Below are 15,661 nucleotides of genomic sequence, written 5' to 3'. Positions count from 1 at the left end.
CCCTGTCCCAAGGGATCTACAGAAACCAGAGCAGCCGGTGCCATCGCAACAGCCCGAATCCGTAGCTCCGGCAGGTCAGCGGGCTGACGTCCCCCAGCATCAGATCCCTCAGGTAGGCACTGACCGGTCCGACTTCGCAGCCGTCAGCATCCACCATCACGAACGGAAGGTCTCTCGTCTTCCCTGCGGCCACGGCGCCGACCTCGGGAAGCGAGCACTTCCCCTCCATCAGGGCACGTCTTACGTCCTCCACCACACCACGCTCCTGGAAAGACCAGGCGATCCGCCTGGTTCATGATCGGGACATGGTGCAGTTAACAGGTCTGAACCAGCGCAGCAGCCCGTATCCGTAGCTGCGGACCGTCAGCGGACTGCTGTCGTTCAAGGCCAGGTCACGCAGGTAGGCGGTGACCGGTTCGATCTCGTCGTCGTACCCGTTGACGACGATGTACGGAGGATGGACGCCGCTCGTCGGGAACACCGCCCCGACGCGGGGGATATCCGCCCGCCCCTCCATGAGTTCGTGTCGCAGGCCCACTTTCACTCTCCTCGGTGCTCTCGGCGACCGCTACCTAAACCAACGAGCAGACCTGGTGCAGATAACTGTGCACCGGTCGGGGTTCACTCCGAGGCTGCTGCGGCCCGCGGAGCAGGGCGAGCTGCTGTCGTACGGGCTGGGCATCACGAACGTCGTGGAGCGGCCGACGGCCCGGGCGCAGGAGCTGACGCCCCGGGAGTACCGCGAGGGCGGACGGCTGCTGGCGCTGAAGGTCGCGCGGCTGCGGCCGAGGTGGCTGGCGGTGGTGGGCGTCACCGCGTACCGGGCCGCGTTCGGCGACCGTATGGCCCAAGTGGGGCCGCAGGAAAGGACGTTCGGCGACACGCGGGTGTGGGTGCTGCCCAACCCGAGCGGGCTGAACGCGCATTGGACGGCCGAGACGATGGCCGAGGAGTTCGCACGGCTGAGGGTGGCGGCGGAAGCGTCGTAGCCGCGGAGTTCGGACGGCTGGGAGTGGCCGTGGAGGCGCTCTGGCGGGCGGGTCACGGCGGGTCCACGTCGGTGACGACCGCGAGGAGCTGGAACGGCAGCTCCTGGTCCCACTGGGAGACCCCGAGCGCTATCCACGGGCCGCTCTCCCGCGCCCTCCACAGCTGGACGTCCGGCACGTGCCCGCTGAGCGAGGCCCACGGCTCGGGCACGTCCTCACCGGCCAGGGTGCGTTCGAGCACGCTGTACAGGCTGAACACCTGCGGCGTGCCCCAGCGTCCGGTGAGCCGCTCCCCCAGTCCGTCCCGGTCGAGTTCGAACTGCTCCGCCGCCGCATCCCGCCGGCCGCCGTCGTCCTCCCAGAAGTCGTCGCTCGTCTCCAACTCGGCCATCCGGTAACCGGGTCCGGCCGTGCCGAGGTCCGTCCTGGTGCGGTGGGCGGGATACTCCCCGCGGCGCAGCCGGTCGATGACGGCGAGAGCCTTCGCGATGTCCATGTGCTCCAGTAAAGCGGCCCCCACTGACAACTGGCGGGGCGTCAGCGGCCGCACCCCAGGGGCGGGGGCGCTCCGCCGGGCGCGGGCTCGTGCCGTGCCCGGCGCTCGCCGCCCCGGCCCGTGCCGAGTACGATCCGCCCAACACGCGCACGAGCTGGGAGGACGGACGGTGGGGCGGCTGACCGGCGGGGATCCCTCGCTGCTGCGAAGGATCAACTCCGCGGTGGTGCTGCACGCGCTGCGTGCCACGGACTGCGCGACGCTCACGGAGATCACCCGGGTGACGGGGCTGTCCCGGCCGACGGTCGAGGGCGTCGTGGAGGGCCTGATCGAGGCGGGACTCGTCGTCGAGAAGGCGGCCGAGGAGGGCGCCGCACGACGGCAGGGACGGCCCGCGCGCCGGTTCCGGTTCCGGGCCGAGGCCGGGCATCTGCTGGGCCTGGAGATCGGCGCGCACCGGGTCGCCGCGCTGCTGGCCGACCTGGACGGCCGCGTGGTGGGTTCCCAGGCCAAGGACGTGGAGGAGACCGCCGGGGCGGACGAGCGGCTGGAGCGGCTGCGCGGCGCGGTCGCCGAACTGCTGCGCAGGGCCGGTGTCCCGCGCAGTTCGCTGCGGGCCGTCGGGGTCGGCACGCCCGGGATCGTCGAGGCGGACGGCACGGTACGGCTGGGCACGGCGCTGCCCGGGTGGACCGGCCTGCACCTGGGTGAACGGCTGAGCCGTTCGTTCAAGTGCCCGGTGCTGGTCGAGAACGACGCGAACGCTGCGGCGGTGGCCGAGCACTGGAAGGGCGCCGCCACCGAGTGCGACGACATGGTCTTCGTGCTGGCGGGGCTGAGCCCGGGCGCCGGTTCACTGATCGGCGGGCGGCTGCACCGCGGGTTCGGCGGGGCCGCCGGTGAGATCGGCGCGCTGCACCTGCTGGGCCGGGAGGCGACCCCCGAGACGCTGCTGTCGACGACGGACCAGCCGCTGCATCCGCTGGACGAGCGGGCGGTGGCCGAGGTCTTCGCGCTGGCCCGCCGGGGTGACCTGCGGGCCGGCGCGGCCGTCGAGCGTTTCATCCAGCGGCTCGTCCACGACGTGGCGGCGCTGGCCCTGGCCCTGGACCCGGAACTCGTCGTCATCGGCGGCTGGGCGGCCGGGCTGGACGGCGTCCTCGAGCCACTGCGGCGCGAACTGGACCGCTACTGCCTGCGGCCGCCCAAGGTGACCTTGTCGATGCTCGGCGAGGCAGCCGTGGCGACGGGCGCGCTCCGTCTGGCCCTCGACCACGTCGAGGAGCAGTTGTTCGCGGTCGAGGGCGCAGCGACGGCCCGCCGGGCATGGTGAGGGGCCGGCGTGAGGATCCGCCCTCCCTGTGACGGCCGACCGGTCCCCGTGAGAGCCGCCGATCCCGCTGACGGCCACGGGTCCCGGTGACAGCCGACCGCTCCGGTGGAGGGTCGCCTGTCCCGGCCACGAGCCGCCCCGGGGGCGGCCGGGGCCCCTCCCAGTGACGGCCACCCCTCCCGGTGACGGCCGCCCCTCCCGGTGAGGGCCACCGGTCCCGGTGACAGCCGACTGCTCCCGGTGAGGGGTCGCCTGTCCCGGCGACGAGCCGCCCTGGGGGGAGCCAGGGGGCGCCCCTCCCAGTGGCGACCGACGGGTCGCGGTGAGGGCCGCCGTCCCGGTGAGGGCCGCTGGTCCCGGCGACGAGCCAGCCTGGGAGGGCAGCCGGGGGCCGTCCCTCCCGATGATGGCCGACCGCTCCCGGTGGGGGGTCGTCGGTCGCGGTGACAGCCGACCGGTCCAGGGCGGGTGACGCCGGTCAGGAGACCTGCCGGTCAGAGAGGCCGTCGGCTAGGACGCCTGCTGGTGCGGGCCGTGGTGTATTTCCACGCCGCCCGAGTCGCCGAAGGTCAGGCGGCAGGTGTCGGCGCGGTAGGTGGCCACGGAGATCGCGGCCGTGCGTCCCTCGACGACGAAGCGGGTGGTGACGACGAGGACGGGGGCGCCGGGCAGCCGGTCGAGCTCCTTGGCGTCGTCCGCGCGGGCCGAGCCGAGCTCGACCGAGCGGTCCTGGCCCTCCAGCCCGAGGCGGTGCAGCTCGCGCAGCACGGCACGCGCGCGTGCCGGCCCGGAGGGCGCGTCGATGGCGCTCAGGTCGGGCACGGACGCGTCCGGAACGTAGAGCAGCTCGGCGGCGACCGGCTGGCCGTGGCTCATCCGGGAGCGGCGCACCATGTGCACGGGCTCCTCGTGGCCAACCTCCAGGGCGTCGGCGATCGCGGCCGGCGCGACGGCCCGGGTGCAGTCGACGCTCTGCCAGGCGTCGCCGGACGCTCCCGGCCAGGCGTGCTGCTCGGTGCCGACGGCCACACCCACGCGTGGCGGTGCGACGGTCGTACCGACACCGCGGCGGCGCTGCAGCCGTCCCTCCAGCTCCAGCTGCTCCAGCGCCTGGCGCAGCGTGGCACGGGCCACGCCGAAGCGGGCGGCGAGCTCTCGTTCGTTGGGCAGGATCTCGCCCACCGAGAACTCGGAGTCCAGTGCCTCGCTGAGCAAGGTCTTGAGATGCCAGTACTTCGGCTCCGGCACCGATTCCAGCTGCGTGGTCCCCACCCTGTCCTCCGCAATCGCCGTGATCCGGCCGCGTTTTAGCGCCCTTGTTTATTAAAGGTTGTTGTACTTATCTGCGACGATAAAGCGGCCCCCACCCTTGGTCAAGACCAATCCTCGTTCCCTCGGACAGCGCACAGGAGCATGTCGCGCGGTGTTCACAAGCCGTTCGCACGACGCCGGAAGCGCCGGGAGCCGGCTGGGTTCAGGCGGTCAGGGACCGCAGCTTGTCGGGGTTCCGGACGATGTAAACGGCCTGGACGCGCCCGTCGCCCACATCGAGCTGGAAGACGCTGTCGGGCTTGCCCCCGGACAGCATCAGCACGGCGGGGCCGCCGTTGATCTCCAGGAAGCGGACGGACGGGTCCGGGATGCCCTTGTGCGCCACGCCGACCAGGAAGCGGCCCACCTTGTCGGCACTCTTCAGGACCCGCAACGGCGCCCTGGCCTTGCCCCCGCTGTCGCCCACCAGGCGGACGTCGGGCGCGAGCAGCGACATCAGCCCCTCCAGGTCACCGTCCGCCGCCGCGGCCAGGAACCGCTCGGTGAGGTCGCGACGCTGGTCGGGGTCGGCCTCGTAGCGCGGCCGCCGTTCGCCGACGTGCCTGCGGGCCCGGCCGGCCAGTTGGCGGACCGCGGGCTCGCCTCGGTCGAGCAGGGCGGCGATCTCCGCGTACGGACAGCCGAAGGCCTCTCTCAGGACGAACACCGCGCGCTCCAGCGGCGACAGCGTCTCCAGGACGACCAGCACGGCGAGTGACACGGAGTCGGCGAGGACGGCCCGCTCCTCCGCGTCCGGGACGGTCTGCGTGAGATCAGTGACCAGCGGTTCCGGCAGCCAGGGGCCGACGTACGACTCGCCGCTCGCCTTGATCCGGCGGAGCCGGTCGATGGCGAGCCGGGTGGTGACCCGCACCAGGTAGCCGCGCGGCTCGCGCACGGCGCTCCGGTCGGCGGCGGACCAGCGCAGCCAGGCCTCCTGGAGCACGTCCTCGGCGTCCGCGACCCGCCCGAGCATGCGGTAGGCGACTCCCATGAGGACGGGGCGGTGCTCTTCGAAGACTTCGGTGCCGGTATCGGTGGTCACGCCCCTCATCCCAGCCGACGCCCGGCGTTCGTGTCCAGGCGCGCCGGGCCGGGGTGCGCCCTCCGTGGCCGAAGAACGGCGTTGGCGTTTCGGACCTCGTCCCGTCCGGGGCCTACCGGTCGGTAGCAATTGCTGACAGTCTGTCTACCACCGTTGTCGGCATCCCCCATGAGGAGCACCCATGTCCGCCACCGTCTCCTTCGAGGTTCCCTCCGCGCACGGCCCGCGGACCGTGAGCCTCTCCTACGCGCGCGTAGGCGACGGCGAACCGCTCCTCCTGCTGCACGGCATCGGACACCACCGCCAGGCCTGGGACCCGGTGGTCCACCTGCTCGCGCCCGAACGCGAGGTGATCACCGTGGACCTGCCGGGCTTCGGCGCCTCCCCCGCGCTGCCCGAGGGGCTCCGGCACGACCTGCCCACGATGAACGTGGTCCTGGGCGCCCTGTGCGAGGCGCTGGAGATAGAACGGCCCCATGTGGCGGGCAACTCCCTGGGCGGCCTGCTGGCCCTGGAACTGGGCCGCGAAAAACTCGTACGGTCCGTCACCGCGCTGGCACCGGCGGGGTTCTGGACGCAGTCCGAGCGGCGTTACGCCTTCGGCGTGCTGCGGACGATGCGCGCGCTCGCCCGGCGGATGCCGTTGCCACTGGTCGAGCGGCTCTCCCGTACGGCGGCCGGCCGCACCGTCCTGACCAGCACCATCTACGCCCGTCCGGCGCGCCGTTCGCCCGAAGCGGTGGTGGCCGAGACCCTGGCCCTCGCGCGGGCGAGCGGATTCGAGGAGATCCTCCGGACGGGCGCCGGCGTCCGCTTCGCCGACGTCCTGCCCGGCATCCCCGTCACCGTGGCCTGGGGCACCAAGGACCGGCTGCTGGTGCGCCGCCAGGGAGTGCGCGCCAAGCAGATCATCCCCCGGGCCCGGCTCGTGCGCCTGCCCGGCTGCGGGCACGTCCCGATGAACGACGACCCGGCCCTGGTCGCGCGCGTCCTCCTGGACGGCAGCCACTGACCAACCGTCTGACCGGGCACCACGACCGCATGCGCCTCGCCCTCTGAGGCGCCACCTCTCCCCCCGTCCCGCGAAGGGGGTTTCCGCAGGTCGGGGCCGGTTGTCAGTGGTCGCTTCTACGGTTTTTCCATGACGCGATCCTTGCAGGCCGTGGCCTATTGCCGACCCTCCGCGCTGGAGCCCTCCGCGGGCGGACAGCTCCTCGGACTTGAGACGTCCAGGGGTGCGACGCCCTCGGGCGTCCAGGACCATCCGCGGTTCTTCTCAGGCTTCCTGACGTCTCCTCAGGTGGCCTCGGCCGGGCTGCTGGCGGTGGCGGACGTGGCGGCCGCCCGCTATTACCAGCCGCAGTTGCGCGCCTCCCTCGACCCGGTGGTGACGGGGAACGGCGACCGGCTGCGCTTCGAGTCCTTCTCCGGCTGCTGCGGGGTGTACGCGCGCCTGGACGTGCTGCGCTCCGGCCTGGACGGCGGCGAGGTGGGGCACGGCACGACGAACGTCGACGTCAACAACCCGCTGCGCGAGGCGCTGTCCCGGATCGGTTCGGACGATCCGCTCCATATGCGGGTGGGCCCGGAAGAGCTGGCCGTGACCACCCTGGACGGACCCGTGGTGGAGAAGAAGGTGCCGCTGCCGGACCGTTGGCTGCGCGGGTTCGCGGAGGCCCAGGTCATAGCCGCCGGCTTCGATCTGCGGGCCGAACTGCCGGCGCCCGAGGCCGTGCGGTTCCTGCGGTCGCTGCCGCGGAGCGGGCCGCGGGGTGCCGGGGGCGGTCCGCGGTGGGTGGTTCCGGCGGGTCGCGTCCTGCGGCCGACCACCCGGCCCGTGCCGGGCGCGGTCTGCCTGCCCGGGCCCGAGCGGCTTGCCGCGCTGCAGCGGGTGCTGAGGCATGCGACAGCCCTGCGCGTGTACGGCCCGGCAGTCGCGGGCGCCGCCGCCACAGCCGGCGCCTGGGAGGCGGTCCTGCCCGGCATGCGGCTGACGCTGACGCTGTCGCCCGACGCCTCGCGCGGGTTCTCCGGCGAGGGCGGGGTGCTGGACGCGCTCGCCACCGACGAGGCGGCCGAGGACGCGGAGCTGATCGCGGTGCTGCTGGCCTGGGAACCCCGCGTCGACATTGCCGACCTCGCCGCCTCCTCCGGGCTCACCCCGGAGCGGGTCCGGGCGGCGCTGGTCCGGCTCGGCACCTCCGGCCGGGTCGGCTACGACACCGCGGAGGCGGCGTACTTCCACCGGGAGCTGCCCTACGACGCGGATCGCGCCGAGCGGCACAACCCGCGTCTGCGGGCCGCCCACGCGCTCGTCGCCGCGGGAGCGGTCGCCCTCGACGGCGCCCTGGCGACGGTGACGGCCGAGGACGGGCACGCGCACCGGGTGCGTGAGGACAAGGGTGTACTCAGCTGCAGTTGCCAGTGGTGGGCGAAGTACCGGGGCGGGCGCGGGCCCTGCAAACACGCGCTGGCGGTGCGGATGGCGCGGCGGGGCGCCGCCTCATCGGAGCAGGACCTTGTGAGGCAGGACGTGGCACGAGTCGACGGGGGTGCGCGATGACATCGCTGATGGAGGCAGTGCGGGCTGGGCGGACGGCCGAGGTGATCGGTCTGCTGAACGCCATGACCGACGCCGAACGCCGGGCGTACTTCCCGGAGTTGAAGGCTCTGCGCAAGGAGCTCAGAGCGACCCGCTGGGACACGCCGTCCCGCCGCGCGTACCCGGCGCTGTACGTGGCCGGGGTCGCGTGCCAGACCGGCGCGGCCGGCGTGGCGAGCTGGATCTCGGCCGCCGACATGCGCTGGCCGGGAGTCTCCCCCGCCGTGCTGCTCCGCGTCCTCGCGGACCGGGAGACCGGGTGGCTCGCCGATCTGGCGGACCGGCTCGCCCAGCGGCCCGCCAGTTCAGGGGTGCCCTACGAACTGATGTCCGCCCTGGTGCGCCTGGCGGGCTGCCCGGTGCCGACGACCGACGCCTATGTACGAGGCTGGGCCCAGCAGGTGGGCGGCGAATGGCGGCACGGCAACACCTTGGTGGAGCGGCTGCGCACGGACCCGCACCTCGTACCGCTCGTGGCCGCGCTCTTCGAGGTGAACGACATCGGGGGCCTGCTGCAATGGGCGGCCGACGAAGGACCCGGCAGCTGGCACGGGGCGCTCGGGCAGCTCACGGCGGAGGGCCGACTCGACCGGAAGGCCACGGTCGACGCCTGCGTGGCGCGCCTGCTGCGCGGCGGCACGACCGCCGACCACCGGGCGTTCCTGCGGGTACTGACGTCCTTGGCGCTGACACGCGAGGAGCAGCGGGAGCGGGTGGCCGACTGGATGGCGCTCACCTCGGACGCGGTGCCCCCGGTGGCTTCGCACGCCCAGTCGGTGCTGGGCACGCTGGCCCTGGACGGGCAACTGTCGCATCGCCACCTGGCCGAGGTCTCCGGTGCGGTGCTGTTCCGGCCGGAGCGCAAGCTGGTGCGGGCCCAGCTCGTCCTGCTGGGCAAGGTACTCGCCCGCGACGCCGCGGCGGCCGACGACCTGCTGCCCGCCGTCGCGCAGGCCTTCGGGCACGAGGACGCCGGTGTGCAGGAACGGGCGCTCAAGCTCGCCCAGCGGCATGTGAAGAAGGTCCGCTCCGCCGAGGTGCGTGCCGACATCGCGCTCGCGGCAGAGGAGTTGATCCCTCCGCTGCGCTCACAGGCGGTCGGATCGCTGGGCGCGGCACCGGTGGAGGCGGCCGCGGCGTACGAGGAGGTGCTCCCGCTGGTTCCCGAGCCGGCGCGCCTCGCCCCCGCGGCGGCGTCGGTCGTCGAACTCGCCGAGGAGGTGGGGGCCGCGCTGGAGTCCGACACCGACGTGACCGGTTTTGAACGCGCCCTGGACGGGCTGGTGCGCCACGCCCACCGCGACCGCGACGCCCTGCTCCGGGCGCTGGAACCGGTGATCTCCCGCCGGTGGTGGGACGGCACCGACCAGCACTACGACCTGCGGCTCAATCACCAATTCGGCGACGCCCGGGGCAGCTTCGACGCGGCCGGGGGCCTGGACCTGCTGCTCGTCACACTGCGGGGAAAGCTGAAGACCGGCACGCTGCGCGGCTCGGGCCGGGCCAGGACACCGGGCCGTACCTGCGTGCACACCGCGCTCTCCCAGGCCTTCGACACCCGCCTCTGGGAGGTGGCGTGCCGGATGCGCACGGATCCCCTGCCGTTCCTGCTCTCGACTCCCACCTGGAGCACGGGACTGCTGGAGCCGGACGAGCTGGTGGAGCGGCTCGACGCGTACCGGCGGCTGGGAGCACGCGTGTCGGAGGCCGACTTCGCGCAGGCGCTGCTCCGGGTACGGCGCGCGGACCGCCCGGCGGCAGCGGCGGCGGCGGAGCGGGCGGCGGCCCTGGGCACGGCGGAGGGGAGGCGGCTCGCCCGCTGGCTGACCGCCGGCGCCCCCGTGCTGCCGGCGATCCGGCGCCGCACATCGGCCTCGCGAATACTGGCGGAGTCCGGTGAACTCATAGAGCTGCAAGAGGACTTCCCCGATGCCTTCCGCGCGCTGGGCGAGCCGTCCAGCGCCTTCACGGAAAGCCGCTACTGCTACCACTGGGACTACCCCCCGCGCCCCCACTGGCTGGCCGTGCTGCCCGAACTGCGGGAACTGGTGGCCGTGCGGCTCCTGCGGGACCTGTCCTCCCTGGCCGTGGACGACACGCGGGGCGCGGCCTCCGTGCTTCCGCCGCTGGCCGAGTCCGGCGGCGAGGCGGGCGAGGCGACGCACCTGTGTGTGGCGTACGGGCTGGGCGCCCGGCACCCGGAGGACCGGCTGGCCGCCGTGGACGCGCTGCTCGTCCTCGCCGCGCGCGGGCAGCTGGACGTCTCGCGTCTCGGCGCGGACCTCGGAGAGCTGGTGCGGGACGGCGCGGTGAAGCCGCTGCGGCTGGCGGAGTCGCTGCGCACGGCCGCGGCCACGGGGGCGTACGCCACCGTGTGGGGTCTGCTCGGCCATGCCCTGCCGCCGCTGCTCTCCGACCTCGCCGCCGACAAACCGGACGGGCCGGCACGGGGGCTCGGTGATCTGCTGGCCGTGGCGGCCGAGTGCGCCGAGCGGTCGGGGGCGCGGGGCGACCTGCCGCATCTTGCGCGGGCGGCGGACCGGGGCGGCTCGTCGCGTCTGGTCGCGCAGGCCCGCCGGCTGCGCGGCGCGCTGGCCCCGGAGGCGGCCGCCGCCTGACCCGCCGCCCGCCCGGCGGGCCTCTGGAAACCATCACAACGAATTCGACGACTACGACGACTACACGGAACAACCTCACGAAACGACGACGAAAGGTGCGAACATCGCTTTACTCATCGGTCACAGCGCGTTCGCGATCACGCAACACCGCTCCGCCACAGTGGTCGTATGACTGGAGAAGTGTCGAACACGACGTGGTCGAAGCACGGACGCCGGGCGCATCACCGGCGGCGGGGCCTGGTCGAACTGGCCGCGCTCTGCACGGCCGTCGCCGTGGCCGACGCGGTGGCGAACCTGATCGGCCACGGCCCCGGCGGTCCGGCCCTGCTGATGATCTCGGCGTTCGCCCTGGTGGCCACGGCGGCCTTCCACACATGGTGGGCACGCCGCCACGGTCACGCACCGCCCGCGGACGATGCCGGCGCCCGGCCGCTCACGGCCCAGCAGGCCGGGCCGTCGGCCACCGGCCCCGCGGCGGCCGAAGCGGCGCCGGGCGACAGCGCGCTGTGGCGGATGCGGACGACCGTGCGGGACGCGCCCGGTTCCCTGGCCGCGCTCTGCGCGGCACTGGCCGCCCGGCACGTGGACATCCTCAGCCTGCAGACGCATCCGCTGGCCGAGGGCACGGTGGACGAGTTCCTGCTGCGCGCTCCCGGCGGGCTCGAGGCGTCGGACATCACCCGGGCGGTCGCGCTGGCCGGCGGTGCCGACACGTGGATCGAGCGGGCCGACGCGCACGATCTGGTGGACGCGCCCACACGGGTCCTGGGCCTGGCCACGCGCACGGCACTCGACGCGGCGGAACTCCCGCTGGCGCTACGGCAGTTGCTGGGACGGTGCACCATCCGTTCCCTGCCGGACCGGCCGGTCCCGGCCGGGGGCTCGCAGGAGGTGCCGGCCGAAGGGGCGCTGGAGGACACGGTGATGCGGCTGCGGGCGCCGGAGGGCGGGACGATCACCGTGGAGCGGCCGTACCTGCCCTTCACGCCCACCGAGTTCGCGCGGGCGCGCGCCCTGGTGGAGCTGGACACCCGGCTCGGACCACGCGTTCCGCGCGGCCAGGACGTGCTGACGCTGCCCGAGGGCGACGCGATCACCGTGCGCAGGGCCGGCGCCGGCGACCTCGCGGCGGCCCGGGAGATGCACGGCCGCTGCTCGGCGCGCACCCTCGGCCTGCGCTACCACGGGCCGGTCGGCGACGCCGACCGCTATCTCGACCACCTGCTGAGCCCGCGGTTCGGCCGTACCCTGGCCGCGCGGACCGCCTCCGGGCGGATCGTCGGCCTCGGCCATCTGCTGTGGGACGGCGACGAGACGGAGGTCGCGCTGCTCGTCGAGGACGCCTGGCAGCGCCGCGGCGTCGGCGGCGAGCTGCTGGGCCGGCTGGTCGCGATGGCCGTCGAGGCGGGCTGCGCGAGCGTGTACGCCGTGACGCAGGCGGCGAACACCGGCATGGTCGCCGCCATGCGGGGTCTCGGCCTGCCGCTCGACTTCCAGATCGAGGAGGGCACCCTGGTCGTCACGGCCCGGCTGGACGCGACCCCGGTGGCCTCCCGCCTGCCGTACGACGCCGAGCGGGCGCGGTACGAGGGTTCTCGCCTGCGGGACTGAGCAGCAGCCTCGGAGGGTGCGCGGCCCGGCGCCCGGTCCAGGACCGCCGGGCCGCGCGCCCTCCGGGCCGTCCGGCTCAGCTCATCGCCTGGTGCAGCCCCCTCACCTGCGGCTGTCCCGGCCGCGCCCCCAGCGCCCGGTCCAGGTCGGCCCACAGGTCCTCGACGTCCTCCAGGCCCACCGACATCCGCAGCAGCCGGTCGCCGACCCCGGCGCCGCGCCGGTCGTCCGCGTCGACGATGCGATGGCTGATGGACGCCGGGTGCTGGATCAGGGTGTCGACGCTGCCGAGGCTCACGGCCGGCGTGATCAGGCCGACGCCGCCGATGACGTCGTGCGGGTCGCCGTGCACCTCGAAGGCGACCATCGCGCCGCCGATGGACGGGTAGTGCACCCGGGCGACGCGCGGGTCGTCCGCCAGGCGGGCGGCCAGTTCCGCGGCGGTGGCGGAGGCGGCCCGCACCCGGACCGGAAGCGTGGACAGCCCGCGCAGCAGCAGGTATCCGGCGAGCGGGTGAAGCACCCCGCCCGTGGCGAACCGCACCTGCCGCAACCGTCCGGCGAGTTCCTCGTCGCAGGCCACCACGCCGGCCATCACGTCGCCGTGGCCGCCCAGGTACTTGGTGGCGCTGTGCAGCACCAGGCGCGCGCCCTGCTCGGCGGGGCGTTGCAGCACAGGGGTGGCGAAGGTGTTGTCGGCGAGGAGCGGCACGGAGCCGCAGGCGTGGGCGACGGCCCGCAGATCCACCTCGGCCAGCGTCGGGTTCGCCGGTGTCTCGACCATGACCAGGCCGGTGTCCGGGCGCAGCGCGTCGGTGATCCCGGCCGGGTCGGTCCAGGTCACCTCGGTGCCGAGCAGCCCGGCGGTGAGCAGGTGGTCGCTGCAGCCGTACAGCGGGCGCACGGCGACGACGTGCCGCAGACCCATGGCGGAGCGGACGAGCAGGACCGCGCTCAGCGCGGCCATGCCGCTGGCGAACGCCACCGCGGACTCGGTGCCCTCCAGCCGGGCCAGGGCGGTCTCGAAACGGGCGACGGTGGGGTTGCCGAGCCTCCCGTAGACCGGGGTGCCGTCGAGTTCGGCGCCGTCGGTGGCGAAGGCGTCGATGCGGGCGGCCTCGGCGCGGCTGTCGTAGGAGGGGTAGGTGGTGGACAGGTCGATCGGCGGGGCGTGCAGTCCCTGCCGGGCGAGGTCGTCACGGCCGGCGTGCACCGCCTCGGTGGCCAGTGCTCTGGGTGCGGGGCGTACGGCGTCGTACATGGGCGTGCTCGCGGAGTCCAAGGGCGTGTCCATGACCGAAGGGTGAACAGCGGCCGGGATCACGGGGCCGAAGGCCGTGCTACGTTCGCCCCATGGCCGAATCCGTCGTACTGGATCCGGTGGATCTGCATCTGCTGCGGCTGTTGCAGAACGACGCCCGGACCACCTATCGCGACCTCGCCGCGCAGGTCGGGGTCGCTCCGTCGACCTGCCTGGACCGGGTGGCCCGGCTGCGCCGCTCGGGGCTCATTCTCGGCCACCGGCTGCGGCTCGACCCCGCCAAGCTCGGCAGGGGCCTTCAGGCGCTGCTGTCGGTGCAGGTCAGACCGCACCGGCGGGAGCTGGTGGGACCGTTCGTGGAACGGATCCGGGCGCTGCCGGAGTCGCTGACCGTGTTCCATCTGACCGGTCCTGACGACTACCTGGTCCATGTCGCGGTCGCGGACATGGCCGACCTCCAGCGCCTGGTCCTGGACGAGTTCACGGCCCGGCGCGAGGTGGCCCGGGTGGAGACCCGGCTGATCTTCCAGCAGTGGGACTGCGGCCCCCTGCTGCCGCCCGGCGCGCAGCCGGGCACGCTCTCGGCGAAATCGGACCGAACAGAGCCCGGAGCGGGGTAAACCGGGCTGACGCGGGGCGCCCGTCCGTACGAGGATGGTCGGCATGTCACAGACCAAGAACCCGCTGCCCCGTCAGGTCGCCGACGCCTACGTCGACGAACTCATCTCCCTCGACCCGCTCACCGGCACCTATCTCGGCGTGAAGGAGAGCTCGAGCAGGCTGCCCGACACCTCGCCCGCCGGCCAGCAGGCGCTCGCCGACCTCGCGCGCACCACCCTCGCCCGGCTGGACGAGGCCGAGCGGCAGCCCGGCGCGGACAGTGACATCGAGCGCCGGTGCGCCCGCCTGCTGCGCGAGCGCCTGACCGCGGAACTCGCGGTGCACGACGCCGACGAGGGCCTGCGTACGGTGAGCAACATCCACAGCCCGGTGCACTCGGTGCGCGAGGTGTTCACGATCACCCCGAGCGCCACCGACGAGGACTGGGCCGCGATCGCCGAGCGCCTGCGGGCCGTGCCGGCCGCACTGCGCGGCTACCGCGAGTCCCTCGCCCTCGGCCTGGACCGCAAGCTGCACGGCGGCGCGCAGCCGACGGCGATCTTCATCGAGCAGCTCACCGAGTGGTCGGACATCGACGGCAAGGGCCGCGGCTGGTTCGAGGACTTCGCCGCCGAGGGCCCCGAGTCCCTGCGCACGGAACTGGACGAGGCCGCCCGTACGGCGAACGCGGCCCTCGTGGAGCTGCGGGACTGGATGCGCGACGTGTACGCGCCGACGATCGGCGACGCCCCGGACACGGTCGGCCGTGAGCGCTACGCCCGCTTCTCGCGCTACTTCAACGGCACGGACCTGGACCTCGACGAGGCGTACGCGTACGGCTGGTCGGAGTTCCACCGGCTGCTCGGCGAGATGAAGCAGGAGGCCGAGAAGGTCCTGCCCGGTGCCGAGACCCCGTGGGTGGCCCTCGCCCACCTCGACGAGCACGGCACGCACATCGAGGGCGTCGACGAGGTCCGCCAGTGGTTGCAGGACCTGATGGACGAGGCGATCGAGGCGCTCGACGGCACCCACTTCGAACTGGCCGAGCGGGTGCGGAAGGTGGAGTCGTGCATCGCCCCGCCCGGTGGTGCCGCGGCGCCCTACTACACGGCGCCGTCCGCCGACTTCTCCCGGCCGGGCCGTACCTGGCTGCCGACCATGGGGCAGACCCGCTTCCCGGTCTACGACCTGGTCTCGACCTGGTACCACGAGGGCGTCCCCGGCCACCATCTCCAGCTCGCCCAGTGGGCGCACGTCGCCGACGACCTCTCGCGCTACCAGGCCACCGTCGGCGGGGTCAGCGCCAACGCCGAGGGCTGGGCGCTGTACGCGGAGCGCCTGATGGACGAACTCGGCTTCCTGACGGACCCGGAGCGGCGGCTCGGCTATCTGGACGCGCAGATGATGCGCGCGGTCCGCGTCATCATCGACATCGGCATGCACCTGGAGCTGGAGATTCCGGCGGACTCGCCGTTCCACCCGGGTGAGCGCTGGACGCCGGAGCTGGCGCGGGAGTTCTTCGGCGCGCACAGCAGCCGCCCGAGGGACTTCGTGGCGAGCGAGCTGATCCGCTATCTGTCGATGCCCGGCCAGGCGATCGGCTACAAGCTGGGCGAGCGGGCCTGGCTGCTGGGCCGGGAGAAGGCCAGGGAGCGCCACGGTGCCGCGTTCGACGCGAAGGCCTGGCACATGGCGGCCCTGTCCCAGGGCTCGCTGGGCCTGGACGACCTCGTGGACGAACTCTCCCAGCTGTGAGCCCGGTCGGGGCGGCCGTCCTCCGGCCGCCCCGACGGTC

At 73.7% G+C, this 15,661-nt stretch carries 14 protein-coding genes; 8 read left to right on the top strand and 6 right to left on the bottom strand.

What is annotated here, in order from left to right; all coding sequences use genetic code 11:
- Positions 1-16: 16 nt before the first annotated feature.
- Positions 17-256, bottom strand: a complete 240-nt coding sequence (locus tag CG719_RS37295; RefSeq protein ID WP_100567292.1) for a hypothetical protein — start codon at positions 254-256, stop codon at positions 17-19.
- 36 nt (positions 257-292) lie between these two features.
- On the bottom strand, positions 293-538 hold the full coding sequence (locus tag CG719_RS05130) for a hypothetical protein (RefSeq protein ID WP_234375423.1): 246 nt from the start codon (positions 536-538) through the stop codon (positions 293-295).
- A gap of 55 nt (positions 539-593) precedes the next feature.
- Here CG719_RS05130 and CG719_RS05125 point away from each other — a divergent pair, with 55 nt between their 5' ends.
- Positions 594-989, top strand: coding sequence for a mismatch-specific DNA-glycosylase (locus CG719_RS05125; protein ID WP_234375422.1), 396 nt, complete (start codon positions 594-596; stop codon positions 987-989).
- Positions 990-1,041: 52 nt separating this feature from the next.
- Here the strand turns inward: CG719_RS05125 and CG719_RS05120 are convergent, their stop codons facing one another.
- A complete protein-coding gene (locus CG719_RS05120) occupies positions 1,042-1,485 on the bottom strand; it encodes a hypothetical protein (protein WP_100567290.1) in 444 nt (147 codons plus the stop codon).
- Between the two features lie 169 nt (positions 1,486-1,654).
- Between CG719_RS05120 and CG719_RS05115 the strand changes: the two genes are divergently transcribed.
- A complete protein-coding gene (locus CG719_RS05115) occupies positions 1,655-2,818 on the top strand; it encodes an ROK family transcriptional regulator (protein WP_100567289.1) in 1,164 nt (387 codons plus the stop codon).
- Between the two features lie 510 nt (positions 2,819-3,328).
- Here CG719_RS05115 and CG719_RS05110 read toward each other — a convergent pair.
- Together CG719_RS05110 and sigJ are read right to left on the bottom strand one after the other, a co-directional pair.
- Positions 3,329-4,090, bottom strand: coding sequence for a GntR family transcriptional regulator (locus CG719_RS05110; RefSeq protein ID WP_100567288.1), 762 nt, complete (start codon positions 4,088-4,090; stop codon positions 3,329-3,331).
- Positions 4,091-4,292: 202 nt separating this feature from the next.
- Entirely contained in the window at positions 4,293-5,174 is an 882-nt protein-coding gene (gene sigJ, locus CG719_RS05105; protein WP_100567287.1) for an RNA polymerase sigma factor SigJ, read from the bottom strand.
- A gap of 181 nt (positions 5,175-5,355) precedes the next feature.
- On the opposite strand from sigJ, the gene CG719_RS05100 reads away from it, so the two are divergent.
- From CG719_RS05100 to CG719_RS05085, 4 genes are all read left to right on the top strand, one after another.
- On the top strand, positions 5,356-6,186 hold the full coding sequence (locus tag CG719_RS05100; RefSeq protein ID WP_100567286.1) for an alpha/beta fold hydrolase: 831 nt from the start codon (positions 5,356-5,358) through the stop codon (positions 6,184-6,186).
- Positions 6,187-6,315: 129 nt separating this feature from the next.
- Entirely contained in the window at positions 6,316-7,737 is a 1,422-nt protein-coding gene (locus tag CG719_RS05095; RefSeq protein WP_100567285.1) for an SWIM zinc finger family protein, read from the top strand.
- Positions 7,734-10,394: a DUF7824 domain-containing protein gene (locus CG719_RS05090; RefSeq protein ID WP_100567284.1), complete on the top strand. Its 2,661-nt coding sequence runs from the start codon at positions 7,734-7,736 to the stop codon at positions 10,392-10,394. Before CG719_RS05095 ends, CG719_RS05090 begins: the two co-directional genes overlap by 4 nt.
- A gap of 168 nt (positions 10,395-10,562) precedes the next feature.
- The gene (locus CG719_RS05085) at positions 10,563-12,005 is read left to right on the top strand and encodes a GNAT family N-acetyltransferase (protein ID WP_100567283.1); all 1,443 of its coding nucleotides are present in this window, start codon (positions 10,563-10,565) and stop codon (positions 12,003-12,005) included.
- 76 nt (positions 12,006-12,081) lie between these two features.
- Here the strand turns inward: CG719_RS05085 and CG719_RS05080 are convergent, their stop codons facing one another.
- Positions 12,082-13,299 carry a trans-sulfuration enzyme family protein gene (locus CG719_RS05080; RefSeq protein ID WP_199836523.1) on the bottom strand — a complete coding sequence of 406 codons (1,218 nt, stop codon included), beginning with the start codon at positions 13,297-13,299 and terminating at the stop codon, positions 12,082-12,084.
- 59 nt (positions 13,300-13,358) lie between these two features.
- Between CG719_RS05080 and CG719_RS05075 the strand changes: the two genes are divergently transcribed.
- Both CG719_RS05075 and CG719_RS05070 read left to right on the top strand, forming a co-directional pair.
- Positions 13,359-13,886, top strand: coding sequence for an Lrp/AsnC family transcriptional regulator (locus CG719_RS05075; RefSeq protein ID WP_100567281.1), 528 nt, complete (start codon positions 13,359-13,361; stop codon positions 13,884-13,886).
- 43 nt (positions 13,887-13,929) lie between these two features.
- Positions 13,930-15,621 carry a DUF885 domain-containing protein gene (locus CG719_RS05070; protein ID WP_100567280.1) on the top strand — a complete coding sequence of 564 codons (1,692 nt, stop codon included), beginning with the start codon at positions 13,930-13,932 and terminating at the stop codon, positions 15,619-15,621.
- Positions 15,622-15,661 lie beyond the last annotated feature (40 nt).

Source organism: Streptomyces sp. CB01373 (genome assembly GCF_002803075.1).
Lineage (GTDB): Bacteria > Actinomycetota > Actinomycetes > Streptomycetales > Streptomycetaceae > Streptomyces.
Note: the sequence above shows the minus strand (reverse complement) of the source record. Positions and strands in the feature narration are given on the sequence as shown.